Here is a 24,444-nt window from a genome sequence, read left to right as displayed (position 1 = left end):
AATCAGCCGGTTCCCCCAGCGTCCCCTCTTCGAACTCCTCGGCGTGCTTCCCCGTGCGTCTGGTGCCCGGGATCGGCGCTCGTTCTGCCATGGATCGTAGAGGTGGCCCACGACCAGTGTCCCGCACCTGGCTGTGGACCCGATCCGTCTCCTGGGCAGATGGGCTGGACCGGTACGAGGTTGATACGTGGCCGCAGACCGCCCGGTACGTGATCACCAGGTGAGCGCTGCCCCAAGACAAGGGATGTGAACCCACCCTGCCCCACGTGCTAGTGTTCTCGATGTCGGAAGGGGCCAACCCGAAGGAAACAACGGGGCTGAAGCCGGAAGACACACCCAATGCGCGGGTGGCGGAATAGGCAGACGCGCTGGATTCAGGTTCCAGTGCCCGCAAGGGCGTGGGGGTTCAACTCCCCCCTCGCGCACAGAGAGATACCGATGGAACGGGTCTCCTCCGGTGACGGAAGTCACGGTGGGGGCCCGTTTCTCGTTGTCCTGTGCCCGCCGGTGGCGAACCGTCGGCTGTGAGGCATCGCACGGACCTGTCGCGGCACATGAGGGCCGCACCCGTGAGCTATCTCACGGGTGGGTCGCGAGGTAGACCCGGGGTGGCTCGGGGCCTGGGGGCGGATCTCACCCCCCGGTTGCGACCCGGTCGGGCCGACCGCAGGCTGCCCCCATGGACTACAGCGCGGAAGCAGGCGTGCGCCCCATCCTGGTCACCGGCGCGGCGGGCCGCGTCGGGGCCGTCGGCAGGACGGTCGTCCAGGGGCTGCGGCGCCGGGGCCTCGGGGTCCGTGCTCTGGTGCACCGGGACGACGACCGTGCCCAGGCGCTGCGCGCGACGGGTGCTGACGTCGTGGTCGGGGATCTGACGCGGCCCCGTGACGTCGCCGACGCCCTCGACGGCTGCGGGCGGATGTACTTCGGCATGGCCGTCTCCGCGGAGTACCTGCCGGCCGCGGTGACCACGGCCACGGTCGCGCGCGCCTACGGCGGGCTGGAGGCGTTCGTGAACATGTCGCAGCTGACCGTCTCCGAGATGGACGCCACCAGCGGCTCGGAGTCGCATCAGCATCGTCAGCAGTGGCTGGTCGAGCAGGTTCTCGGCTGGTCGGGACTGCCCGTGGTCGAGGTCAGGCCCACCGTCTTCTTGGAGAACCCGCTCTTCCAGGCCGTGTTTTCGTCGGTCGGCGAGAGCGGCACCCTCCGGTGGCCCTTCGGCAAGGCGAAGACCTCCCCGATCGCCGCCGGTGACGTCGCCGCGGTCGTCGAGGAGATCCTGGCCGATCCGGCCCGGCACATCGGCCGGACCTACGAGCTGACCGGTCCCCGGTCCCAGGACGCCGCCGCGCTGGCCGCGGAGATCTCCGATGCCCTGCACCGCACGGTCGGCTGCACCGAGGTCCCGCTGCAGGAGTGGCTCGACGGCGATCTCAAAGCGCTGGGACTGCCGGACCACGCCTTCCAGCACCTCTCCACCATGGCCCGCCTGCACGCGGCCGGCCGTTACGACCGCCAGGCGGACGGCATGAAGGAGGTCACCGGGCGCCCCGCCGCGGGAGTGGGCGATTTCGTCCGCAGCAACCCCGGGTTGTTCAGCCGCTGAGCCGGTGTACACCGGCGCGATGCCGAGGACCAGGTGGAAGCCGAGCCGGGTGGTCCGGTCGGTCTGCGGAGGGGGGCGGCGACCCACTGGTCCGCGGTGGGCACCCGTCCGCCGCCCGCCCGGCCCGCCTCCCGCAGCCTGGCGGCCGCACCGCCCCACCCCACCCCCGGTCCGCAGTACGGCCGCGACGCGCGTCGTCTTACGGGTGCCGTCGCCCAGTCGCACCCGAACCCGCTGCCCGGCGGTGTGCCGCTCCCACTCCTTGTCCACGATGATCGAGGTTCACGATGATCGAGCCGTCGTCGAGGCCCGTGGTCCGGCCGGAGACGAGCGGGCGGATATACGACGAAGGTGCGCCAACCTCCCTGAATCGCCGCGAAGTTATCCACAGGGTCTGACGGCTTTCGGGCCCCGCCTGTAGCTTCTCCACGAGTTGATGTTCGTGCGTGTGCGTGCGTGGAGTACGGGGGAGGCGGTCGACGTGACCGGAGTGGAAGAGCCGACGGCGGCCGGCGGGCGCAAACTGCCCGCGCCGAAGGGGTTCGCGCAGTGGCCTTCGCAGGGCTCTCCCAAGGAGGAGGGCAAGAAGCTGCGTTGGGCGGTGCCGCGCCGCAGCCACGACGCCCTGGACCTGGACGGCTCCCGCCCCGACGCGGTCCGCGCGGTCGAGGAGTCCAACCGCGACCGCATCCCGGAGCTGGTCCCGATAAGGGTCGGCAGGATGGCGGCGAGCCCGTTCGCCTTCCTGCGCGGCTCGGCCGGCCTGATGGCGCACGACCTGGCCCGCACCCCGACGACCAGGATCGCCACCCAGATCTGCGGCGACGCCCACGCGGCCAACTTCGGCCTGTACGGCGACCCGCGCGGCGACCTCGTCATCGACCTGAACGACTTCGACGAGACGGCGCTCGGTCCCTGGGAGTGGGACCTCAAGCGGCTCGCCGCCTCCCTGGTGCTGGCCGGCCGGGAGGCGGGCGCCGACGAGGACACGTGCCGCAAGGCGGCCGGCGACGCGGCCGGCGCCTACCGCCGCACCATGCGCCTGCTGGCCAAGCTCCCGGTCCTGGACGCGTGGAACGCGATCGCGGACGAGGAACTGGTCTCCCACTCCGACGCCCACGACATGATCGGCACCCTGCGCCGGGTCTCGGAGAAGGCCCGCGCCAACACCAGCGGCCGGTTCGCGGCCCGCTCCACCGAGCCCACCGAGGACGGCGGCCGCCGCTTCGTGGACGCCGTGCCGGTGCTGCGCCGGGTCCCGGACGCGGAGGCGGAGGCGGTCACCGCCGCCCTGGAGCACTACGTGACCACGCTCTCCGAGGACCGCCACCCGCTGCTCGCCCGGCACACCCCGCACGACGTCGCCTTCCGGATCGTCGGCACCGGCAGCGTCGGCACCCGCTCCTACGTCGTCCTCCTCCTCGACCACCGCGGCGAGCCGCTGATCCTCCAGGTCAAGGAGGCCCGCCCGTCCGCGCTCGTCCCCCATCTCGCGACGGCCGGTTTCGAGACGCCGGCCGTCGACCACGAGGGCCGCCGGGTGGTCCTCGGCCAGAAGCGGATGCAGGTGGTCAGCGACATCCTGCTCGGCTGGACCACGGTGGACGGCCGCCCGTTCCAGGTCCGCCAGTTCCGCAACCGCAAGGGCAGCGTCGACCCCGCCGCCCTGTCCGCCGACCAGATCGACGACTACGGCAGGATGACCGGCGCCCTGCTGGCCCGCGCCCACTCGCACAGCGCCGACCCGCGCCTGATCGCCGGCTACTGCGGCAAGAACGAGGAGCTGGACGAGGCGATCGCCGCCTTCGCGGTGACCTACGCCGACCGCACGGAGGCGGACCACGAGGAACTGGTGACCGCGGTGCGGGCGGGCCGGATAGCGGCGGAGCTCGGGGTGTGATCTGCGTGATCCACGGCTCGCGGCCTCCGGTGTTCCGGAGGGTGCGGATGTGCCGAGAGGTGCCGCTTTGCCCAGAGGTACTGATGTGCCGAGAGGCGCCGATGTGCCGAGAGGTGCCGATGTGAAGTACGTCGAAATAAGCGACGGTGCGAAAGGCGAGGGCGCGGCCGCGGTCTCCATCGACCCCGGCCCCTACCTGGCGCGGCTGCCGGAACTCGCCGACGGCCTGCCGCCCGGCGCCCGCGCCTTCGCCACCGACCCGCGCCACTACGAGTTCGACGGGCGCCGCTGCGTGAAGGACCTGCGCCCGGTGGACATGCGCCGCACGGCCCCCGCCGGCATGGAGATCCGCTTCCGTCACGACCGCCACAAGCACGACGAGGACCTGGTCGTCCGCTACACGGGCGTCTCCCGCTTCCAGACGGACATCCTGGGCGCCTGCGACCTCACCTCGCTCGGCGAGGTGATCCTCGACGAGATCCTCCCGCACCCCGGCGGCTGCACCCACGAGCTGGCCTGCCGCCCGGCCACCCTCGTCGTGGCCTGCACTGATCTGGTCGCCGAGTGGGTCCCGGCCACCGACGGCGACGACAGGCCCTAGGCTGGTCGGGTGACGACCCCGGAAGCTGAGCAGTCCCAGGCACCGCGGCCCGAGGAACGGCTGGAGCAGGCCGTACGGGCCGCCGAGCAGGCGTTGATCGAGTACGAGATCGCGGTCGAGACCTTCCGCGTCGAGGTGGAGAACTTCTCCCGCCTGCACGAACAGAAGCTCGGCCCCCTCTACCTCCGCATCGAGGAGCTGGACGCGCGGATCGCCGAGGCCAAGGCCGCCCGTACCGGCGACCCCGAGGACATCCGCGCCGCCGAGGAGGCCCGCGCCCGGGTCCTGCCCATCCCCGGTGTCGAGGAGCTGCTGCACGGCTGGATGGACAGCGACGGCCTGTTCCCGGAGGCCGTCGCGATGCTCACCGAGCAGGAGGTCCGGCCGCCGCAGCGGGTCCGCCCCAGCGAGGAGGCCCGTCGGCTCTACCGCGAGCTGGCTCGCAAGGCCCACCCCGACCTGGTGCAGGACGAGGCCGAGCAGGAGCGGCGCGAGGAGTTCCTCAGCCGGGTCAACGCGGCCTACGCCCGCGGCGACGAGGCCCTGCTGCGCGAGCTGGCCGAGGAGTGGGCGGCCGGCCCGGTCCCGCCGGAGCGCAGGCCGAGCCGGGCCGAGGAGCTGTACGCCCGCCTGGAATGGCTCTCGCAGCGCAAGGAGCTGCTCGGCCTGGTCGCCAAGGAGCTGGAGAACGGCCCCATCGCCGGCCTGCTCCGCCTGGCCCCCGACGACCCCGACGGTCTTCTCGACGAGATCGCCGAGCGGCTCCGCAAGGACGTGACCGAACGCGAGGCGGAACTGGCGGCCCTGCTGACCCAGGAGTAGCCCTTCACTCCGGTCGGGTAGCGTCGGGGACATGAACTTCGCAGCGCGTGTGCCCACGGTCGAGGTCGCGGACCTCAAGGACGGCGACTTCCTGCTGGACGTCCGCGAGGACGACGAGTGGCAGGCGGGCCACGCGGCCGGTGCCCTGCACATCCCGATCAGCGACTTCGTGGCCCGCTACGGCGAGCTCACCGAGGCGGCTCCCCAGGACGCCCGCGTCCACGTCATCTGCCGCTCCGGCGGCCGCTCGGCCCAGGTCACGATGTACCTGGTCCAGCAGGGCGTCGACGCCGTGAACGTCGACGGCGGCATGCAGGTGTGGCAGGCAGCGGGCCGCGAGGTAGTCACGGACAGTGGCGAACCGGGCTTCGTCATCTGAGAGGAACCCGCGGTGCAGCGCCCCGTAAGGGGCGCGGGGCACCGCGCGACCAGCCCTCACCTACCCGCGGATCACACGCGCCCGAACGCCCCCTTCTCCGTCCACTACCCCAGTGGATGCGCGGCGAGCAGATCCCCCAGCGCCTCCTCGTGAACCCCGGCCCCCCCGAGCGCCAGCTCGATCTGCTTCGCCCACGCGTGGTACCGGTGCAGCGCATACTCCGTGTCGGCCCCGAACCCCCCGTGCAGGTGCTGCGCGGTCTGCACCACCCGCCGCACCCCCTCGGCCGCCCAGATCTTCGCCACCGCCACGTCCCCGGCCGCCGGCAGCGCCCCGGCCGCCCCCGAGGCGATCCGCCACGCCGCCTGCCACAGCGTCGCCTCCATCGCCCGCAGGTCGATGTACCGGTCCGCGGCCTGCACGGCCACCGCCTGGAACGTGGCGATGGGATGCCCGAACTGCTCCCGCCTGCCGGCGTACTCGCCGGTCATCCGCAGCACCCGCTCACCCACCCCGAGCGCCAGCGCGCACGTTCCGGTCACCAGCAGCTGCCGCAGCCACTCCCAGGCCCCGTCCGCCATCACCACGTCCCGCGCCGCGACCCGCGCCGACTCCAGCCGCAGCTCCCCGAGCCGTTCCCCACTGGTCGACACCTGCCCGGCGACCGTCACCCCGGCCGAGCCCGAGCCCGCGCCTTCGGCAGCGGAGCCTTCGGCCCCTTCGCCGCCCGGTGCCACCAGCGCCAGCACGCTCCGGTCCGCCTCGGTGCGCGCCGGTACGACGACGAGACCGGAGTCGTACGCCCACGGCACCGCCGTCTGCACGCCGTCCAGCACCCACGTGTCGCCGTCCCGCCGTGCGGTCACCGCCAGCTCGGCCGGGTCGTGCCCGGTGCGTCCGCTCGCGGCGACGCTCAGCACCAGCTCGCCCCGCCCGGCCCGCGCCGCCAGCCGGTCCCGCAACTCCGCCGACCCGTACCTCTGCACGGTCGCCAGGGCCGCGCTGTGCTCCAGCAACGGCACCCTGGCCAGCACCTTCGCCGACTCCCGCAACACCAGGCACAGCGCGATGGCGTCCAGACCGGCGCCGCCGTACTCCTCGCCCAGCAGCAGACTCAGCAGATCGGCGGCCGCCAGCCGGTCCCACAGCTCCCGGTCGAAGTGCTCGGCCACGGCGCCGGTGGTCAGCGCGGGGCTCGGCACCGCGTCCGGCGCCACCCCCGCGAACACCCCACGCGCCGCCTCGGCCGCCGCCAACTGCTCCTCGGTGAAGGTGAAGTCCACGGTCCTGTCCTCCCGGCGGGTCCCCGCTGATCTGACGGTCCGTCAAGATAGAACAGGTTCTAGAAGAAGGGAACCCAAAATCCCTGCGATCACCGGCTCCTCCCGTCGTAGGCTGACGGCCGCTCTCCGCCGACGGGGGACGGACACACGAGGGAGGACACATGGGGATCCGAAGCCTGACCCGCACCGAGGCCGAGCACCGGGCCGCACTGATCACGGTCGAGCGGTACGACATCGACATCGACCTAACCGCTCTGCCCGCCGGGCCGGAGATCCGCTGCGTCTCCACGGTCACCTTCGGCTGTTCCGAGCCGGGTGCGGAGACCTTCGTCGACTGCGCGGCCGAGGTGCGCGCCGCCACCCTGAACGGCAGCCCCCTCACCCCCTCCGGCGACGGACGGATCCCGCTGCCCGGCCTGGCCGCGCACAACGTGCTGCGCGTCGAGAGCGTCCAGTCCGACACCGCCACCGGCGCGGGCGTGCACAAGGCCACCGACCCGGCCGACGGAGAGGTGTACGTGTGGACGAGCTTCGAGCCCGACGAGGCCCGGTTCGTCTGGGCCTGCTTCGACCAGCCCGACCTCAAGGCCCCGCACGCCTTCACCGTCACGGCCCCGGCCGCCTGGACCGTCCTCAGCAACTCCGGTGACCCGCGGATCGAGGAGCAGGGCGCGGCCCGCCGCTGGAGCTTCCCGGACACCCCGCCGCTGTCCGTGTACAACACCGTCGTCAACGCCGGCCCCTTCCACGGGATCCGCCGTGAGGCCGACGGCCACGACCTCGGCATCTACGCGCGCCGTTCGCTCGCCGAGGTCCTGGAACGCGACGCCGACGACATCCTCACCCTCACCCGGCAGGGCCTCGCCTTCTACGCGGAGGCCTTCGCGATGCCGTTCCCGCAGCGCAGGTACGACCAGGTGTTCATGCCCGAGTTCGGCGGCGCGATGGAGAACTACGGCTGCGTGACCTGGTCGGACGCCTTCCTGCGGAGGGCCGAGCCGACCCCCGCCGAGCGCGAGGTGCTCGCGGTGGTGCTGCTGCACGAGATGGCGCACATGTGGTTCGGCAACATCGTCACCATGCGCTGGTGGGACGACCTCTGGCTGAACGAGGCCTTCGCCGAGTTCGCCTGCCACTGGGCCGCCGAGGGCGCCACCCGCCACACCGACGCATGGGCGGGCCACCTGCTCAACGGCAAGGTCAAGGCGTACCTCTCCGACCAGGGCCCGGTCTCGCACCCGATCCACCAGCCCATCCACGACGTCGCCCAGGCCGCGTCGATCTTCGACAACATCACCTACCCCAAGGGCGCCTCCGTCCTCCTTCAGCTGATGACCTACGTCGGCGAGGACCGTTTCCGCACCGGCATGGCCGCCTACTTCGCCCGTCACGCCTGGGGCACCACCACCCTCCAGGACCTGATGGACGCCCTCGCCGAGGCCAGTGGCCGCGATCTGACCGGCTGGCGCAAGGCCTGGCTGGAGACCGCGGGCACCGACCGCTTCACCCTGGAGCGCGACGGCGACACCGTCACCCTGCTCGCGGACGGCAGCCCGCGCCCCCAGGTCCTCGCGGTCGGCGCGTACGACCGCGCCGGCGACGCCCTGGAACGGACCGCACTGGTCCGCGTCGAGGTCACCGAGGCCCGCACCCCGGTCACCGGCCTTCCCGCCACGTCCGACCTCCTCCTCGTCAACGACGACGACCTCACCTTCGCGACCACCCGCCCGGACCCCACCGCCCGGGAGACCCTCTTCCGCGCGGCGGGCCTGCTGCCCACCGCGATCTCGCGGGGCGTGGCCGCCGCCACCGTCTGGGACATGCTCACGGCTGGCGAGGCCACGGCGGCCGAGGCCGGCCGCTGCCTCACCGCGGTCCTCACGGCCGAGACGTCCGACGCCGTGATCGAGCCCTACCTCACGCTCGTCACCAACATCGCCGAACTCTGGGCACCGGCCGCCGAACGTCCCGCGCTGACCGAGGCCGTGGCCGCGGCCTGCCGACGGCTGGCCGCCGACCCGGGCCGCCGCCAGGTCGCCCTGCGCGGCCTCGCCCGCACCGCGACCGGCGCCGAGGACCTGGCCTGGCTCCGCGAGCAGGCCGGCGACGACGTCGACCTGCGCTGGCGCACCCTCGTCCGCGAGGCCGAACTCGGCGGCGACGTCACCGCCGAGTCCGCCGCCCTGCTCGAACGCGACACCGACCCCGACGCCTGGGTTCGCGCCCTCACCGTCCGGGCCGCCCTCCCCGGTCCGGCCGCGAAGGCCGAGGTCTGGCAGCGGCTGGCCGTGGACCGCGAGGTCCCGGTCGCGGCGGTCTCCGCGGTGGCGGCCGCCTTCTGGCGCCCCGGCCAGGACGCCTTGCTCGCCCCCTACGCCGAGCGCTACCTGGCGATGGTCCCGGACCTGCACCAGGGCGGCATGATCCCGGCGATGACCTACACCTCCCAACTCTTCCCGCCGTATGCCGTCGATGCCGAGTACATCGAGAGGGTCCGTCAGGCGGCCGGGGACGCCTCCCCCGTCGTCCGCAACACCCTTCTGGAACGCTCGGACGCGGTCCGGCGCATGCTCCGTGCCCGGGTCGCGAACGCCTGACCGCGGGCGGGGCAGCCCGGCCGGCGTCCCGTCCGATCGTTCGGTTCCCGCCCAACCCATGGTCGCCGGGCCCGTGTCGACGATCAACCCTTGTGGAAAACCTCCGGGGCGGCCTGTGGAAAACTCGCGGAGGCGCGGTCGCCGGACGGGCCCGGACGCCCTATGACCTGGGCTGATCGCGGGTCGGGTACCCCGGTGCCCCGGATCGGAAGGGCCGGCGGCCGTGCCCGGAGTGGTGATGGCCACGCCGTCGGCCTCCGCCCCGGGGCTGCGCCCGGTGGCCGGTGCTGAGTACCGTTCCGTGCGAGTGCCGGGCAGCGGCACACCGCGCGGCCGGATCGGGGCCGCCCGGACGGCCTGGGGAATCGGGGAACGGGGCGGTATGGACGACGCGTACGACGAGGGCGTGGACGCCCGGCACGGGCCGGACGCCCCGAGCGGGACGCGTGCCGAGCCGGAGCCCGCCCCAGCGGACCGTCCCGCCCCTCCGGAGCAGCCGCCCTCGGGTGCAGCCCTTCCGCCGGAGCCCGCCGCCGTCCCCCGTACCGGCGTCGCCGCCCTGTCGCCCCGCTACCAGATCGGCGCGGCTCTCGCCCTCGCCCTGGTCGCGGTCACCGCCTGCGTGCACCTCGGCATGGTGTTCCTGAGCGTGGCACCGGCGAACACGGTGAGCAAGCAGCACGGCACGGCGATCGAGGACTGGGTGTACCCGGAGTTCGAGCAGAACTGGAAGCTCTTCGCGCCGAACCCGCTGCAGCAGAACATCTCCGTGCAGGTGCGCGCCGATGTGCTGATGCCGGACGGCACCACGACCACCACCGGCTGGAACGACCTGTCCGCACAGGACGGCCGGGCCATCGACGGCAGCCTGGTGCCCAGCCACACCGTGCAGAACGAACTGCGCCGGGCCTGGGACTTCTTCACCTCCACGCACGGCACCGACAACCGCCCGATCGGCCTGCGCGGTTCCCTGTCCGAGCAGTACCTGCGCCGGATCGTCGTGATGCGCATGTACAAGGGGGACGCCACGAGCGAGAAGGGCACCATCGAGCGCGTGCAGGTACGGTCGAGCACCACCAACGTGACCCCGCCGCACTGGAGCGGCGAGAAGGTCTCCGACACACCCGTCTACCGGGAGCTGCCCTGGTGGACGGTCACCGCGGACGAAGCGAACGGCGGTGTGCGGTGAACCGTCTCGCCCTGTGCCTGTCCCGCGCCATCGCCCGGGTCACCGAGGCCGCGCTCGGCCCGTACCAGACGGCCGTGGTCCGCATCGGCTTCGCCGCCACCTGGCTGCTCTTCCTGCTGCGCGAGTACCCGCACCGCCAGGAGCTGTACGGCCCCCACGCCACCTGGAGCTTCGACCTCGCCCGGCAGCTGACCGCCGACAACCACGCCTTCACGGCGCTGCTGACCTCCGACAGCAACGCCTTCTTCGAGGTCTTCTACTTCCTCGCCGTCGTCGCCGGTGCGCTGCTGCTGGTGGGCTGGCGGACCCGGGCCACATCCCTGTTCTTCATGGTCGGCGTGCTGTCCCTGCAGAACCGCAGCGTCTTCGTGGGCGACGGCGGCGACAACGTGCTGCACCTGATGTCCTTCTACCTGGTGTTCACGCGCTGCGGCCAGGTGTGGTCCCTGGACGCGCGCCGGGCGGCACGAGCCGGCGCCGCACGCGCGCGTGGCGAGCGCGTGGCCCCCGACCTGGTGGGCCCCGTCCTGTGGGCGGTGTCGGGTCTCGTCCTGCTCGCCGCGGCCGTCACCGGCCGTACCGGAGGCGGCTGGCTGGTCCCGGCCGTGCTGTGGGCGACCTGGGCGGGCACCGCCCTGTGGTGGGCGGCCGACCGCCGGGGGCGCACGTCCGAGCCCCGCGTCCTGCTCGACGTCATCGCCAACATCCTGCACAACGGCGCCGTGTTCGTGATCATGGCCGAGGCCTGCCTGATCTACGCCACCGCCGGCTGGTACAAGATCCAGGGCTCCCGCTGGCAGGACGGCACCGCCGTCTACTACCCGCTCCACCTGGACTACTTCTCGCCCTGGCCGGCCCTCGCCGACCTGCTGTCCGCCAACGGCACGATGGTGATGCTGGTGACCTACGGGACGGTCATCGTGCAGGTCGCCTTCCCGTTCACCCTGTTCAACCGGCGGGTGAAGAACGTGCTGCTGGCCGCGATGATGACCGAGCACGCGGTGATCGCGGTCGTGCTCGGCCTGCCCTTCTTCTCGCTGGCCATGATCGCGGCGGACTCCGTCTTCCTGCCGACGTCCTTCCTGCACCGGGTCGGCGGCTGGGCGGCACGCGCACGTGACCGCGTCCTCCGTCGGACCGCCCCGGAACTGCCCGTCCAGCGCTCACCGGAGCCCGACGAACAGCCCCGCGTAGGCTTCGGGGCATGACCGACCCCCTGGACCACTGGGCGCGGCTGGCCGGCTCGGCCGTTCTCCTCGACGGCTTCCACGCCCTCAAGCACGCGCTGCGCTTCGGCGCGGAGGTGCCGGTGGCGGTCACGGCGGACCGGGGGGCGACGCTGGCCCTGGCGGGCGAGTTGGCGCCGGACGTACGGGAGGCACTGGCCGTGCTGCTGACGGAGGTGCCCGCGCGGACGTACGCGTCCCTCGTCCCGCGCCCGCACCCCACGGCCGTGGCCGCACTGGCGGTACGCCCGTCCCGCGAGGCCAACCTGCGCGAGCTGGCCCGGCTCCCGCGCGCGGCCCCGGTCGTGGTCCTCGACGAGCCGCGCAACCTCGGCAACGCGGGCGCGGTGATCCGCCTCGCGGCGGGCTTCGGGGCGACCGGCGTCATCACGACCGGCACCCTCGACCCCTGGCACCCGACGGTCGTTCGCGGCGGCGCGGGCCTCCACTTCGCCACGGCGGTGGAACGCCTGGCGGTGCCCGAGCTGCCTGAGGGCCCGCTGTACGCACTCGATCCGGAGGGCGAGGACATCAGGGGGCTGAAACTCCCCGACGACGCGATCCTCGCCTTCGGCTCGGAGCGGGCGGGGCTCTCGGCCGACCTCCGGGCGCGAGCCGACCACTTGCTGCGGCTGCCGATGCGCCCTCAGGTGAGCAGCTACAACCTGGCGACGAGCGTGGCGATGACCTTGTACCACTGGAGTGCCCTGTAAGAGGGCTGGCTGGGCGCAGGCGCCCCGTCAGGGGCGCGGGGAACCGCGCGACCAGCCCCGACGGGGCCGCACCGGCCCACAACCGCCCGCCTCAACGGCGGCACCGCCGGGCCCGACACCGCGCCGACCACCACCGTGGTGGCGGAGCACCGTGGTGGCGGCCGAAGAGATGGCGGCGACCGGCGAATCGACGCGGCCAGGACAGCAACCGATGCCCGCCGGAAACGTCGGCCGCTGCCGCTGCCGCTGCCGCTGCCGCTGCCGCTGCCGCTGCCGCTGCCGCTGCCGCTGCCGCTGCCGCGGGTGCGGGTGCTCCTGCGTCCGCTCCTGTCCGGCGCCCGCTGCTGATGTCGGCCGGTCGCGCCCCTGGTGCTCGCCCGCGCCGCTGCTGACGTCGGCCGATCGCGCGCTCCGGGCGGCCTCTCCTACGCCTCCCGGCGCACCTCGATCACCCGGAACCGGTTCGCCACGAACGCCCCGTCGCACAGGGCGGCGTTGGCCGCCGGGTTGCCGCCCGAGCCGTGGAAGTCGGAGAAGGCGGCGGTCTGGTTGACGTACACCCCGCCCACCAGGTTCAGCGACAGCTGGGCCGCCTCCTCCAGGCAGACCTCCTCCACCGCGCGCTCCACGTCGGCGTCGACCGTGTACGCGCCGACGGTCATCGCGCCCTTGTCGCGGACCGTGCGCCGCAGCAGTTCCACCGCGTCGGCGGCGGAGTCGACGGCGACGGCGAAGGAGACCGGGCCGAAGCACTCGCTCATGTAGGCGGCCTCGTCGTCCGGCTTGGCACCGTCCAGCTTCACGATCACCGGCGTGCGCACGACCGCGCCCGGGAACTCGGGGTTGGCGATCTCGCGGGAGGCGAGGGCGACCTCGCCGAGCCCGGCGGCGGCCTCCAGGCGGGCCTTGACGTCGGGGTTGACGATGGCACCGAGCAGCGCGTTGGCCCGGGTGTCGTCGCCGAGCAGACCGTCCACCGCGCGGGCGATGTCGGCGACCACCTCCTCGTAGGTCTTCGGGCCTTCGTCGGTGCGGATGCCGTCGCGGGGGATCAGCAGGTTCTGCGGGGTGGTGCACATCTGGCCGCTGTAGAGGGAGAGCGAGAAGGCCAGGTTGGCGAGCATGCCCTTGTAGTTGCCGGTGGACTCGATCAGGACCGTGTTGACACCGGCCTTTTCGGTGTACACCTGCGCCTGCCGGGCGTTGGCCTCCAGCCAGTCGCCGAAGGCCGTCGAACCGGTGTAGTCGATGATCTTGATCTCGGGGCGGGTCGCGAGCGTCTTGGCGATGCCCTCGCCGGGGTGCTCCGTCGCCAGCGCCACCAGGTTCGGGTCGAAGCCGGCCTCGGCGAGGACCTGGCGGGCGACCTGGACGGTGAGGGCGAGCGGCAGCACGGCGCGCGGGTGCGGCTTCACGAGGACCGCGTTGCCGGTGGCGAGGGAGGCGAACAGGCCCGGGTAGCCGTTCCACGTCGGGAACGTGTTGCAGCCGATGACCAGCGCGACGCCGCGCGGGACCGGCGTGAAGGTCTTCGTGAGCGCGAGCGGGTCGCGCTTGCCCTGCGGCTTGCTCCACTCGGCCGTGTCGGGGGTGCGGACCTGCTCCGCGTAGGAGTAGGCCACCGCCTCCAGGCCGCGGTCCTGGGCGTGCGGACCACCCGCCTGGAACGCCATCATGAACGCCTGGCCGCTGGTGTGCATGACCGCGTGTGCGAACTCGTGCGTCCGGTCGCTGATCCGCTTGAGGATCTCCAGACACACCACCGCGCGCGCCTCCGCGCCCGCGTCGCGCCACGCGCGCTGCCCCGCCCGCATCGCCGGCAGCAGTGTGTCGACGTCGGCATGCGGGTAGGTCACGCCCAGCTCGATGCCGTACGGGGAGACCTCGCCGCCGGTCCAGTCGTCGGTACCGGGCTGGCCGAGGTCGATACGGGTGCCGAGGAGGGCGTCGAAGGCGGCCTTGCCGACCGCCGCGTCCAGGCTGCCGTGCTCGCCGTAGGCCTTGGGGTGCTCGGGGTGGGGGGACCAGTACGCGCGCGTGCGGATCGCCTCCAGCGCCTGGTCAAGCGTGGGCCGGTGCTTGGCGATCAGCTCGTGCACGGTGAGTTCGGCGGTCATGCGGGACCAACTCCTCGTCTGATGAGCTTCCCCTTGAAGCTCATGACCTGGGCGGAAACGGCCGGACAGAGTTAGAGTAACCGAACGATCGGTCGGGACAAGGGGGCCTGCCGCATCTGTGGAGAACCCCGTGCGGGAGGATCGCGCACATGACAGCACTCGACCTCAGCAGCACCGTGGGAGTCGTCGGCACCGGCACCATGGGCCAGGGCATCGCCCAGGTCGCACTCGTCGCGGGCCATCCCGTCCGGCTGTATGACACCGTCCCCGGGCGGGCCGGGGAGGCGGCCGCGGCGATCGTCGCCCGCCTCGACCGACTCGTCGCGAAGGACCGGATGACGGCCGCCGCCCGGGACGCCGCCCGCGCCCGGCTGCTGCCGGCCGGCGAGCTCACCGAGTTCGCCGACTGCACGCTGGTCGTGGAGGCCGTCCTGGAGCGGCTGGAGGCCAAACAGGAGCTGTTCCGGGCCCTGGAGGACATCGTCGGCGAGGACTGTCTGCTCGCCACCAACACCTCCTCCCTCTCGGTGACGGCCATCGGCGGCGCGCTGCGCAACGCCTCCCGCCTGGTCGGCCTGCACTTCTTCAACCCGGCCCCGCTGCTGCCGCTGGTGGAGGTCGTCTCCGGGTTCGCGACCGACGTCACGTCGGCCACGCGCGCGTTCGAGACCGCCCGCTCCTGGGGCAAGACGCCGGTGGCCTGCGCGGACACCCCGGGCTTCATCGTCAACCGCATCGCACGGCCCTTCTACGCCGAGGCCTTCGCGGTCTACGAGGCGCAGGCCGCCGACCCGGCCACCATCGACGCGGTGCTGCGCGAGTGCGGCGGCTTCCGGATGGGCGCCTTCGAACTGACCGACCTGATCGGCCAGGACGTCAACGAATCCGTCACGCACTCCGTGTGGCAGGCGTTCTTCCAGGACGTCCGCTTCGCGCCCTCCCTGGCGCAGCGCCGGCTGGTCGAGTCCGGCAGGCTCGGCCGCAAGACCGGGCACGGCTGGTACGACTACGCGGACGACGCCGAGCCCGCCGAACCGCACACCGCCGAGCCCGCCGACCGGCCCGCCTACGTCGTCGCCGAGGGCGGCCTGGGCCCGGCGGGCGAACTGCTCGCGATGATCCGCGAGGCCGGCATCCAGGTCCGCGAGGAGGACGAGGACCACGGCACCCGCCTGGTCCTGCCCAGCGGCGGCCAGCTGGCCCTCGCCGACGGCCAGACCTCGGTGGAGTTCCGGGACGTCGTCTACTTCGACCTGGCCCTCGACTACCGCCGTGCCACCCGTATCGCCCTGTCCGCCGGCCACGACACCCTGCCCCAGACCCTCGGTGAGGCGATCGGCCTCTTCCAGGCGCTCGGCAAGCAGGTCAGCGTCATCGGCGACGTGCCCGGGATGATCGTCGCCCGCACGGTCGCCCGGATCGTCGACCTCGCGCACGACGCCGTCGCCAAGGGCGTCGCCACCGAGGAGGACATCGACACCGCGATGCGCCTGGGCGTCAACTACCCGCTCGGCCCGTTCGAATGGAGCCGCCGCCTCGGCCGCGACTTCGCCTACGACCTCCTCGACGACCTCCACCTGCGCGATCCGAGCGGCCGCTACGCGCCCTCCCTCGCGCTCTACCGGCACGCCTACGCCACCGAGAAGCGGGAGGGCGCCTCATGACCACCGCGAAGCGCGACACCTACACCCCCGAGACCCTGCTCTCGGTGGCCGTCCAGGTCTTCAACGAGCGCGGCTACGACGGCACCTCCATGGAGCACCTCTCCAAGGCGGCCGGCATCTCCAAGTCGTCGATCTACCACCACGTCGCCGGCAAGGAGGAGCTGCTGCGCCGCGCGGTCAGCCGGGCCCTGGACGGCCTGTTCGCGATCCTCGACGAGGAGCACGCGCGCGTGGGCCCGGCCGCCGACCGCCTGGAGCACGTCGTGCGGCGCATGGTCGAGGTGCTGATCACCGAACTGCCGTACGTGACGCTGCTGCTGCGGGTGCGCGGCAACACCGGCACCGAGCGGTGGGCGCTGGAGCGGCGCCGGGACTTCGACCACCGGGTGGCCGACCTGCTGAAGGCGGCCGCCGCCGAGGGCGACATACGCGGCGACGTCGAGGTGCGCCTGGCGACCCGGCTGGTCTTCGGCATGGTCAACTCGATCGTGGAGTGGTACCGACCGGACAGCCGCGGCGAGAGCGAGCGCGAGGTCTCCGACGCGGTCGTGCGGCTGGTCTTCTCCGGCCTGCGCGCGCACTGACGTCATCCGTCCTCAGCTGTCCTCCGGCTCCAGGTCCTCCTCCTCGAACACCAGCAGGGTGCGGGTGCTGAGCACCTCGGGGATGGCCTGGAGGCGGGTGAGCACGAGCTCGCGCAGAGCGCGGTTGTCGGGCGTGTGCACCAGGAGCAGGACGTCGAAGTCACCGCCCACCAGGGCGATGTGGGAGGCGCCGGGCAGCTGCCGCAGCTGCTCGCGCACGGTCCGCCAGCTGTTCTGGACGATCTTCAGCGTGATGTACGCCGAGGTGCCCTGGCCGGCCCGCTCATGGTCCACCCGGGCGCCGAAACCGCGGATCACCCCGTCCTCGACGAGCCGGTTGATACGCGCGTAGGCGTTGGCGCGCGAGACATGGACGCGTTCGGCGACCGAGCGTATCGACGCCCGGCCGTCCGCCTGCAGGATCTGCAGGATGTCCTGATCGATGGCGTCCAGCGGGCGCGCGGGTGGCAGCGCCGCCTGGTCCTGCGGGCCCTCGGCCATTTGTTCAGATGCCATGTCCCCCCACCTCCCTACCATGGACGTACTGCGTTCATTCCAGGTTGTGGAGAACCGTTTGTCCACAGCCTGAAGGTGCCTGTAGCCAAAATGTGCCGACGACCGAACAATCGGTAGGTGGGACGGGTCACAGGCGATCCGTCTCCCGTAGCCACCCCCACAAGGAGGTGCCGTCATGACGGTCATGGAGCAGCGCGGCGCGTACCGCCCGTCGCCGCCGCCCGCCTGGCAGCCCCGGACGGACCCCGCGCCGCTGCTGCCCGACGAGCGCCCGTACCGCGTTCTCGGAACGGAGGCGGCCGCCAAGGCCGACCCCGAGCTGCTGCGCCGGCTGTACACCCAGCTCGTGCGTGGCCGCAGGTACAACGCCCAGGCGACCGCCCTCACCAAGCAGGGCCGTCTCGCCGTCTACCCCTCCAGCACCGGCCAGGAGGCCTGCGAGGTCGCCGCCGCGCTCGCCCTCGAAGAACGCGACTGGCTCTTCCCCAGCTACCGGGACACCCTCGCGGTGGTCGCCCGCGGCGTGGACCCCGTCGAGGCGCTCACCCTGCTGCGCGGGGACTGGCACACCGGCTACGACCCCTACGCCCACCGCGTGGCCCCCCTCTCCACCCCCCTCGCCACCCAGCTCCCGCACGCCGTCGGCCTCGCCCACGCGGCCCGCCTCAAGGGCGACGACGTGGTCGCGCTCGCCATGGTCGGCGACGGCGGCACCAGCGAGGGCGACTTCCACGAGGCGCTGAACTTCGCCGCCGTCTGGCAGGCCCCGGTCGTCTTCCTGGTCCAGAACAACGGCTTCGCCATCTCCGTCCCGCTCGCCAAGCAGACCGCCGCGCCCTCCCTGGCCCACAAGGCCGTCGGATACGGCATGCCGGGCCGCTTGGTCGACGGCAACGACGCGGCCGCCGTGCACGAGGTCCTCGCCGACGCCGTACGGCACGCGCGCGAGGGCGGCGGCCCGACCCTGGTCGAGGCGATCACCTACCGGATCGACGCCCACACCAACGCCGACGACGCCACCCGCTACCGCGGCGACACCGAGGTCGACGCCTGGCGCGACCACGACCCGATCCTGCTCCTCGAGCGCGAGCTGACCGACCGCGGACTGCTCGACGAGGCCTTCGCGGGCCGCACCCGCGAGGACGCCGAGACCATGGCCGCCGACCTGCGCGAGCGCATGAACCGCGACCCCGTCCTCGACCCCATGCACCTCTTCGACCAGGTGTACGCCGAGACCACCACACAACTGCGCGAACAGCGTGCCCTGCTCCGCGCCGAGCTGGACGCCGAGCAGCAGGACCAGGAAGGCGGGCCGCGATGACGACCGTCGCCGTCAAGCCCGCCACCATGGCGCAGGCGCTCACCCGCGCGCTCCGGGACGCCATGGCCGCCGACCCCGCCGTGCACGTCATGGGCGAGGACGTCGGCACCCTCGGCGGGGTCTTCCGGGTCACCGACGGTCTCGCCAAGGAGTTCGGCGAGACCCGCTGCACCGACACCCCCCTCGCGGAGGCCGGCATCCTCGGCACCGCGGTCGGCATGGCCATGTACGGGCTGCGCCCGGTAGTGGAGATGCAGTTCGACGCCTTCGCCTACCCCGCCTTCGAACAGACCATCAGCCACGTCTCCCGGATGCGCAACCGCACCCGCGGCCGGATGCCCCTCCCGATCACCGTCCGCATCCCCTACGGCGGCGGCATCGGCGGCGTCGAGCACCACAGCGACTCCTCCGAGGCCTACTACATGGCCACCCCCGGCCTGCACGTCGTCACTCCGGCCACCGTCGCCGACGCCTACGGCCTGCTGCGCCGGTCCATCGCCTCCGACGACCCGGTCGTCTTCCTCGAACCCAAGCGCCTGTACTGGTCCAAGGACACCTGGAACCCCGAGCACCCGACGGACGTTGAACCCATCGGCCGCGCGGTGGTGCGCCGAACCGGGCGCAGCGCCACGCTCATCACCTACGGCCCGTCCGTACCGGTCTGCCTCGAAGCCGCCGAGGCCGCCCAGGCGGAGGGCTGGGACCTGGAAGTCGTCGACCTGCGCTCCCTGGTGCCGTTCGACGACGAGACGGTCTGCGCCTCCGTACGGCGCACCGGGCGAGCGGTCGTCGTACACGAGTCGGGCGGGTTCGGCGGACCGGGAGGGGAGATCGCGGCACGCGTGACCGAACGCTGCTTCCACCACCTGGAGGCGCCGGTGCTGCGCGTGGCCGGGTTCGACATTCCCTACCCGCCGCCGATGCTGGAGCGCCACCACCTGCCCGGCGTGGACCGCATCCTGGACGCGGTGGCGCGTCTGCAGTGGGAGGCCGAGGGCTGATGGCACAGGTGCTGGAGTTCAAACTGCCCGACCTCGGGGAGGGGCTCACCGAGGCGGTGATCGTGACCTGGCTGGTCCAGGTCGGTGAGGTCGTCGCGATCGACCAGCCGGTCGTCGAGGTCGAGACGGCCAAGGCGATGGTCGAGGTTCCCTGCCCCTACGGCGGTGTGGTCACCGCCCGTTTCGGTGAGGAGGGCACCGAACTGCCCGTCGGCTCCCCGCTCCTGACGGTCGCCGTCGGCGAGGCGACCACCCTCCCCGAGGCGGAGGGCTCCGGCAACGTCCTGGTGGGATACGGCACGGGGACGCCTCCGGCGCGCCGCCGCAGGGTCCGCAGCACCGCCCCGGAGCGGGCCAACGGCACGGCCGACCGGGGCGGCACCGGGGAACCGGCGCCCCACACCGCCCTCACCGAGGCGGGAACGGCCTCCCACACCCGGGTGCCCGCCCCGCCGGCCCCGTCCACTGCGCTCACCGAGGGCCCCGTCCCGGTGATCTCCCCCCTGGTCCGCCGCCTCGCCCGGGACAACGACCTGGACCTGCGCAGGCTGTCCGGCTCGGGCCCCGACGGCCTGATCCTGCGCGCCGACGTGGAGGACGCCCTGCGGGTCAGCGCGGCCCGGGCCGCCGCTCCCGCCCCCAAGGCCCCGGCCACGACCTCCAACGCCCCCGCGGGCACCCGTGTCCCCCTCAAGGGCATCCGGGGCGCGGTCGCCGACAAGCTCTCCCGCAGCCGCCGGGAGATCCCCGACGCGACCTGCTGGGTGGACGCCGACGCGACCGAGCTGATGCGTGCCCGCACCGCGATGAACGCGGCGGCGAGCCCGAGGATCTCCCTCCTCGCGCTCCTCGCCCGGATCTGCACCGCCGCCCTGGCCCGTCACCCCGAACTGAACTCCTACGTCGACGTCGAGGCCCGCGAGATCGTCCAACTCGACCACGTCCACCTGGGCTTCGCCGCCCAGACCGACCGTGGCCTCGTCGTCCCCGTCGTCCGCGACGCCCACACCCGCGACGCCGAGTCCCTGACCGCGGAGTTCGCCCGCCTGACCGAGTCGGCCCACGCCGGCACGCTCACCCCCACGGACCTCACCGGCGGCACCTTCACCCTCAACAACTACGGCGTCTTCGGCGTGGACGGCTCCACCCCGATCCTCAACCACCCCGAGGCAGCCATGCTGGGTGTGGGTCGCATCACCCCGAAACCCTGGGTCCACGAGGGCGAACTGGCGGTCCGCCAGGTCGTCCAGCTCTCCCTGACCTTCGACCACAGGGTCTGCGACGGCGGCACGGCGGGAGGGTTCCTGCGTTACGTGGCCGACTGCGTAGAACAGCCGACGGTCCTCCTCAGGACACTGTGAGCACCCCTGCCCAAAGGGGCGGAAGGAACTGCGCGACCAGCCACACACAACCCGCACCCGCGCACGGCCGCCGCACCCCGCCCCTCAGGCGCACAGCCTCACACCCTGTAGATCCCACCCCTCCCATCGGTTCCCCGTGATCAGAACGCCCCCCATACTCGAAAGGTGACCGCCACCGACCGACCCCCCTACGACGCGATCGTGCTGGCAGGCGGCGCCGCGAGACGCCTCGGCGGAGCCGACAAGCCCGCCGTCCGGGTGGGCGGCCGCCCCCTTCTCGACCGCGTCCTCGCGGCCTGCGCCGGCGCCCGCCGGACGGTCGTCGTGGCGGCCCCCCGCCCCACCTCCCGCGCGGTCCACTGGACCCGCGAGGAGCCGCCGGGCGGCGGCCCGGTCGCCGCCCTCGACGCCGGTCTGCGGCACATCACCGCCGACCGCGCGGTCGTACTCTCCGCAGACCTCCCGTTCCTCGAAGAGGCGGCCGTCGAGCGCCTGTTGGCGGCCCTGCACACGACCGCCGCGGACGGCGCCCTGCTCACCGACGCCGACGGCCGGGACCAGCCGCTCGTCGCGGCCTACCGCACCACCGCACTCCGCCACGCCCTCTCGGCCCTGGCCGGAGACGGCGGCAACGGCCTCACCGGCCTTCCCCTGCGGCGCCTGACCGCCGCACTGAACCTCACCCGCGTCCCGGACCCCCTCGCGTCCTTCGACTGCGACACCTGGGACGACATCGCCGACGCCAGGGCACGCATCAGGGAGCATGGGCACGTGTTGGATGAATGGATCTCCGCAGTCAAGGACGAACTGGGCATCGACCTGGACGTCGACATCCGCCTTCTGCTCGACCTGGCCAGGGACGCAGCGCACGGCGTGGACCGCCCTGCCGCCCCGCTGACCACCTTCCTCGTCGGCTACGCGGCCGCACAGGGCAAGGGCGGCCCCGAGGCGGTCGCCGAGGCGGCCCACAAGGCCGCCGCGCTGGCCCTGCGCTGGGCGGAAGAGGCCGATGCCGCCACCGACGGGCCGGGCCCCGGCGACCCGGCCCCCGGACCCGGCCGGTGACCGCCCGCGGCACCCGGTCCGGCACCCCCGCCGCCACGGACACCGACGACGATCTCTACGTCGAGGAGGCACTCGCCCTCGTGAGAGAGCCCCGAGACCCCAGGGAGCACGGCCCGGACGCGGCCGCGGCGCCCGGCGCGCACGGCGAGCACGGGCACGGCGGTCACTCGGCCCACCGCCACCGCGCCACCCCCTGGCCCCAGGCACGAGAGACCGCCGCCCGCGCCGCCCGGGCCGTGACCCGGTCCGGAGCCCGCCGCGCCCCCGTCCCGGTACCGCTGGCCGACGCCCTCGGCCTGACCCTCGCCGCCCCACTGGACGCGCTCACCGACCTGCCCTCCTTCGACACCTCCGCGATGGACGGCTGGGCGGTCGCCGGCCCCGGTCCCTGGGACGTACGTGAGGAAGGCGTGCTGGCCGGGCACGCGCAGCCCGAGCCGCTCACCGACGGCGAGGCGGTCCGCATCGCCACCGGCGCCCGGATTCCGGCGGACACCACCGCGGTGCTGCGCAGCGAGCACGGCCGTCTCGACGTTCAGGGCCGACTGCACCCCACCCGCGAGGTGGTGCACGGCCAGGACATCCGCCCACGCGGCCAGGAGTGCCGCAGCGGCGACCAGTTGCTGCCCGTCGGCACCCTGGTCACCCCGCCCGTCCTCGGCCTCGCCGCAGCCGCCGGATACGACACCGTCACCGTCGTCCCGCGCCCCCGCGCCGAAGTCCTGATCCTGGGCGACGAGTTGCTCACCGAAGGACTCCCGCACGACGGACTGATCAGGGACGCGCTCGGCCCGATGCTCCCGCCCTGGCTGCGCGCGCTCGGCGCCGAGGTCACCGCCGTCCGCCGGCTCGGCGACGACGCCAAGGCCCTGCGCAAGGCGATCACCTCGTCGACGGCCGACCTGGTGGTCACCACGGGCGGCACCGCGTCCGGCCCGGTCGACCACATCCACCCCACCCTGGAACGCATCGGCGCCGAACTCCTCGTCGACGGCGTCAGGGTGCGGCCGGGCCACCCCATGCTGCTGGCCCGCACCAAGGAGAACCAGCACCTCGTCGGTCTCCCCGGCAACCCCCTGGCGGCCGTCTCCGGCCTGCTCACCCTCGCCGAACCCCTGCTGCGCACCCTCGCCGCCCACCCGGCACCGGAGCCGTACACCGTGCCCCTGGCGGAGGCGGCGCACGGGCACCCGTACGACACCCGGCTCATCCCGGTCGTCCTGCGGGGCGACACCGCGGTCCCGCTGCACTACAACGGCCCGGCCATGCTCCGCGGCATCGCCGCCGCCGACGCGCTCGCGGTCGTGGCACCGGGCGGAGCACAACAGGGCGCGGAGACGGAACTCCTCGATCTGCCGTGGGCGACCGCGGGCATCGGAGTCTGTTTCACGTGAAACTTCCCGGCCACGACGTCATCGCCCGCCAGGCGGACGAACACCTGGTGACCCATCGGGTGAAACTCCCGACGAGGGTGGTGGAGCGCCCGATCCGCCAGGTCGCCAAGCGAGTCTTCATGGCCCTGCTGGTGCTGGTCGCCACCGCGGTGATCGTCTACGCCGACCGTGACGGCTACACCGACAACTCCGACCGCTCGGTGGACCTTCTCGACGCCTTCTACTACGCCACCGTCACCCTCTCCACCACGGGCTACGGCGACATCACCCCGGTCAGCGACAGTGCGCGGCTCACCAACATCTTCGTCATCACGCCCCTGCGTGTGCTGTTCCTGATCATCCTGGTCGGCACCACGCTCGAAGTCCTCACCGAACGCACCCGGGAGGAATGGCGGCTCAACCGCTGGAGGTCGGCCTTGCGGGACCACACCGTCGTCGTCGGGTTCGGGACGAAGGGGCGGTCGGCGATCCAGACCGTCTGTGCGACCGGGCTGAACAAGGAGCAGGTGGTGGTGGTCGACCCGAGCTCCAAGGTGATCGAGGCGGCCACCGCCGAGGGATACGCGGGGGTCATGGGCGACGCGACCCGCAGCGAGGTGCTGAGGCGGGCCGAGGTGCAGCGCGCACGGCAGATCATCATCGCGACCCAGCGTGACGACACGGCCGTGCTGGTGACCCTGACGGCCCGGCAGCTCAACAAGGCCGCGAAGATCGTGGCCGCGGTCCGCGAGGAGGAGAACGCGCCGCTGCTCAAGCAGTCCGGTGCCGACGCCGTCATCACCAGCGCGAGCGCGGCCGGACGGCTGCTCGGGCTGTCCGTGCTCAGCCCGGCCGCCGGCATGGTCATGGAGGACCTCATCCAGCAGGGCAGCGGCCTGGACCTCGTGGAACGCCCCGCGGTCAAGGCCGAGGTCGGCAGGACGCCACGGGAGACGGCCGACCTGGTGGTGAGCGTCGTACGCGGCCACCGGGTGCTCGGCTACGACGATCCGACCGTCGGCACCATCGAGGCGACGGACCGGCTGATCACGATCGTGCGGGCCTCGCCGGGCGGCCGGGTCGCCCCGGACGTACGGCCGCTGCCCCGCGCCTGACCGGGCGA

Annotated in this window: 21 protein-coding genes and 1 tRNA gene; 19 read left to right on the top strand and 3 right to left on the bottom strand. The window is 72.9% G+C overall.

Annotated elements, in window-relative coordinates; translation table 11 throughout:
• The first annotated feature begins 341 nt into the window (after positions 1-341).
• From BLW82_RS21250 to BLW82_RS21225, 6 genes are all read left to right on the top strand, one after another.
• Positions 342-425 (top strand) — tRNA-Leu (locus tag BLW82_RS21250).
• Positions 426-679: 254 nt separating this feature from the next.
• Complete coding sequence (locus BLW82_RS21245) at positions 680-1,609, top strand: NAD(P)H-binding protein (RefSeq protein WP_093500757.1); 930 nt, start codon at positions 680-682, stop codon at positions 1,607-1,609.
• 436 nt (positions 1,610-2,045) lie between these two features.
• On the top strand, positions 2,046-3,509 hold the full coding sequence (locus tag BLW82_RS21240; RefSeq protein ID WP_093500755.1) for a DUF2252 domain-containing protein: 1,464 nt from the start codon (positions 2,046-2,048) through the stop codon (positions 3,507-3,509).
• Between the two features lie 121 nt (positions 3,510-3,630).
• Positions 3,631-4,110: a hypothetical protein gene (locus tag BLW82_RS21235; RefSeq protein ID WP_093500753.1), complete on the top strand. Its 480-nt coding sequence runs from the start codon at positions 3,631-3,633 to the stop codon at positions 4,108-4,110.
• A 9-nt stretch (positions 4,111-4,119) separates the two neighbouring features.
• On the top strand, positions 4,120-4,932 hold the full coding sequence (locus BLW82_RS21230) for a hypothetical protein (protein ID WP_093500751.1): 813 nt from the start codon (positions 4,120-4,122) through the stop codon (positions 4,930-4,932).
• 49 nt (positions 4,933-4,981) lie between these two features.
• A complete protein-coding gene (locus tag BLW82_RS21225; protein ID WP_093508182.1) occupies positions 4,982-5,311 on the top strand; it encodes a rhodanese-like domain-containing protein in 330 nt (109 codons plus the stop codon).
• Between the two features lie 104 nt (positions 5,312-5,415).
• Here BLW82_RS21225 and BLW82_RS21220 read toward each other — a convergent pair whose 3' ends face one another.
• Positions 5,416-6,594 (bottom strand): acyl-CoA dehydrogenase family protein, encoded by a 1,179-nt coding sequence (locus BLW82_RS21220; protein WP_093500750.1) that lies wholly within the window; start codon positions 6,592-6,594, stop codon positions 5,416-5,418.
• Positions 6,595-6,755: 161 nt separating this feature from the next.
• Between BLW82_RS21220 and pepN the strand changes: the two genes are divergently transcribed.
• From pepN to BLW82_RS43410, 5 genes are all read left to right on the top strand, one after another.
• Positions 6,756-9,191: an aminopeptidase N gene (gene pepN, locus BLW82_RS21215; protein ID WP_093500748.1), complete on the top strand. Its 2,436-nt coding sequence runs from the start codon at positions 6,756-6,758 to the stop codon at positions 9,189-9,191.
• 382 nt (positions 9,192-9,573) lie between these two features.
• Positions 9,574-10,380 carry a DUF5819 family protein gene (locus BLW82_RS21210; protein WP_093508181.1) on the top strand — a complete coding sequence of 269 codons (807 nt, stop codon included), beginning with the start codon at positions 9,574-9,576 and terminating at the stop codon, positions 10,378-10,380.
• A complete protein-coding gene (locus tag BLW82_RS21205) occupies positions 10,377-11,588 on the top strand; it encodes an HTTM domain-containing protein (protein ID WP_093500746.1) in 1,212 nt (403 codons plus the stop codon). Before BLW82_RS21210 ends, BLW82_RS21205 begins: the two co-directional genes overlap by 4 nt.
• A complete protein-coding gene (locus tag BLW82_RS21200) occupies positions 11,585-12,319 on the top strand; it encodes a TrmH family RNA methyltransferase (RefSeq protein WP_093500744.1) in 735 nt (244 codons plus the stop codon). Before BLW82_RS21205 ends, BLW82_RS21200 begins: the two co-directional genes overlap by 4 nt.
• A 138-nt stretch (positions 12,320-12,457) precedes the next feature.
• Positions 12,458-12,667 (top strand): hypothetical protein, encoded by a 210-nt coding sequence (locus tag BLW82_RS43410; RefSeq protein ID WP_143063704.1) that lies wholly within the window; start codon positions 12,458-12,460, stop codon positions 12,665-12,667.
• A gap of 77 nt (positions 12,668-12,744) precedes the next feature.
• Here BLW82_RS43410 and paaN read toward each other — a convergent pair whose 3' ends face one another.
• Positions 12,745-14,436 carry a phenylacetic acid degradation protein PaaN gene (gene paaN, locus BLW82_RS21195; protein ID WP_093500742.1) on the bottom strand — a complete coding sequence of 564 codons (1,692 nt, stop codon included), beginning with the start codon at positions 14,434-14,436 and terminating at the stop codon, positions 12,745-12,747.
• Positions 14,437-14,585: 149 nt separating this feature from the next.
• Here paaN and BLW82_RS21190 point away from each other — a divergent pair, with 149 nt between their 5' ends.
• On the top strand, positions 14,586-16,100 hold the full coding sequence (locus BLW82_RS21190; protein WP_093500740.1) for a 3-hydroxyacyl-CoA dehydrogenase: 1,515 nt from the start codon (positions 14,586-14,588) through the stop codon (positions 16,098-16,100).
• Positions 16,097-16,684, top strand: coding sequence for a TetR/AcrR family transcriptional regulator (locus tag BLW82_RS21185; RefSeq protein WP_093500738.1), 588 nt, complete (start codon positions 16,097-16,099; stop codon positions 16,682-16,684). Before BLW82_RS21190 ends, BLW82_RS21185 begins: the two co-directional genes overlap by 4 nt.
• Positions 16,685-16,696: 12 nt before the next feature.
• On the opposite strand, the gene BLW82_RS21180 is transcribed toward BLW82_RS21185, so the two are convergent.
• A complete protein-coding gene (locus BLW82_RS21180; RefSeq protein WP_371131369.1) occupies positions 16,697-17,200 on the bottom strand; it encodes an Lrp/AsnC family transcriptional regulator in 504 nt (167 codons plus the stop codon).
• 175 nt (positions 17,201-17,375) lie between these two features.
• Here BLW82_RS21180 and pdhA point away from each other — a divergent pair, with 175 nt between their 5' ends.
• The 6 genes from pdhA to BLW82_RS21150 all read left to right on the top strand — a co-directional run bounded on the left by pdhA (position 17,376) and on the right by BLW82_RS21150 (position 24,436).
• On the top strand, positions 17,376-18,521 hold the full coding sequence (gene pdhA, locus BLW82_RS21175) for a pyruvate dehydrogenase (acetyl-transferring) E1 component subunit alpha (RefSeq protein ID WP_093500734.1): 1,146 nt from the start codon (positions 17,376-17,378) through the stop codon (positions 18,519-18,521).
• Positions 18,518-19,522: an alpha-ketoacid dehydrogenase subunit beta gene (locus BLW82_RS21170; protein WP_093500732.1), complete on the top strand. Its 1,005-nt coding sequence runs from the start codon at positions 18,518-18,520 to the stop codon at positions 19,520-19,522. Before pdhA ends, BLW82_RS21170 begins: the two co-directional genes overlap by 4 nt.
• Positions 19,522-20,883 (top strand): dihydrolipoamide acetyltransferase family protein, encoded by a 1,362-nt coding sequence (locus BLW82_RS21165; RefSeq protein WP_093500730.1) that lies wholly within the window; start codon positions 19,522-19,524, stop codon positions 20,881-20,883. Before BLW82_RS21170 ends, BLW82_RS21165 begins: the two co-directional genes overlap by 1 nt.
• A gap of 165 nt (positions 20,884-21,048) precedes the next feature.
• On the top strand, positions 21,049-21,948 hold the full coding sequence (locus BLW82_RS21160; protein WP_093500728.1) for an NTP transferase domain-containing protein: 900 nt from the start codon (positions 21,049-21,051) through the stop codon (positions 21,946-21,948).
• Positions 21,945-23,342 (top strand): molybdopterin molybdotransferase MoeA, encoded by a 1,398-nt coding sequence (locus BLW82_RS21155; protein WP_093500726.1) that lies wholly within the window; start codon positions 21,945-21,947, stop codon positions 23,340-23,342. Before BLW82_RS21160 ends, BLW82_RS21155 begins: the two co-directional genes overlap by 4 nt.
• The gene (locus tag BLW82_RS21150) at positions 23,330-24,436 is read left to right on the top strand and encodes a potassium channel family protein (protein WP_093508180.1); all 1,107 of its coding nucleotides are present in this window, start codon (positions 23,330-23,332) and stop codon (positions 24,434-24,436) included. The genes BLW82_RS21155 and BLW82_RS21150 overlap by 13 nt, the downstream gene beginning before the upstream one ends.
• Positions 24,437-24,444: the final 8 nt, after the last annotated feature.

This window comes from Streptomyces sp. Ag109_O5-10 (assembly GCF_900105755.1).
GTDB lineage: Bacteria > Actinomycetota > Actinomycetes > Streptomycetales > Streptomycetaceae > Streptomyces.
Note: the sequence above shows the minus strand (reverse complement) of the source record. Positions and strands in the feature narration are given on the sequence as shown.

Excerpts from the sequence above, each read along its gene's own strand:
- BLW82_RS21245 (WP_093500757.1), top strand. The coding sequence starts at position 680 with ATGGACTACAGCGCGGAAGCAGGCGTGCGCCCCATCCTGGTCACCGGC.
- BLW82_RS21240 (WP_093500755.1), top strand. The coding sequence starts at position 2,046 with ATGTTCGTGCGTGTGCGTGCGTGGAGTACGGGGGAGGCGGTCGACGTG.
- pepN (WP_093500748.1), top strand. The coding sequence starts at position 6,756 with ATGGGGATCCGAAGCCTGACCCGCACCGAGGCCGAGCACCGGGCCGCA.
- BLW82_RS21210 (WP_093508181.1), top strand. The coding sequence starts at position 9,574 with ATGGACGACGCGTACGACGAGGGCGTGGACGCCCGGCACGGGCCGGAC.
- BLW82_RS21200 (WP_093500744.1), top strand. The coding sequence starts at position 11,585 with ATGACCGACCCCCTGGACCACTGGGCGCGGCTGGCCGGCTCGGCCGTT.
- paaN (WP_093500742.1), bottom strand. The coding sequence starts at position 14,436 with ATGACCGCCGAACTCACCGTGCACGAGCTGATCGCCAAGCACCGGCCC.
- BLW82_RS21190 (WP_093500740.1), top strand. The coding sequence starts at position 14,586 with ATGACAGCACTCGACCTCAGCAGCACCGTGGGAGTCGTCGGCACCGGC.
- BLW82_RS21185 (WP_093500738.1), top strand. The coding sequence starts at position 16,097 with ATGACCACCGCGAAGCGCGACACCTACACCCCCGAGACCCTGCTCTCG.
- BLW82_RS21180 (WP_371131369.1), bottom strand. The coding sequence starts at position 17,200 with ATGGCATCTGAACAAATGGCCGAGGGCCCGCAGGACCAGGCGGCGCTG.
- pdhA (WP_093500734.1), top strand. The coding sequence starts at position 17,376 with ATGACGGTCATGGAGCAGCGCGGCGCGTACCGCCCGTCGCCGCCGCCC.
- BLW82_RS21170 (WP_093500732.1), top strand. The coding sequence starts at position 18,518 with ATGACGACCGTCGCCGTCAAGCCCGCCACCATGGCGCAGGCGCTCACC.
- BLW82_RS21165 (WP_093500730.1), top strand. The coding sequence starts at position 19,522 with ATGGCACAGGTGCTGGAGTTCAAACTGCCCGACCTCGGGGAGGGGCTC.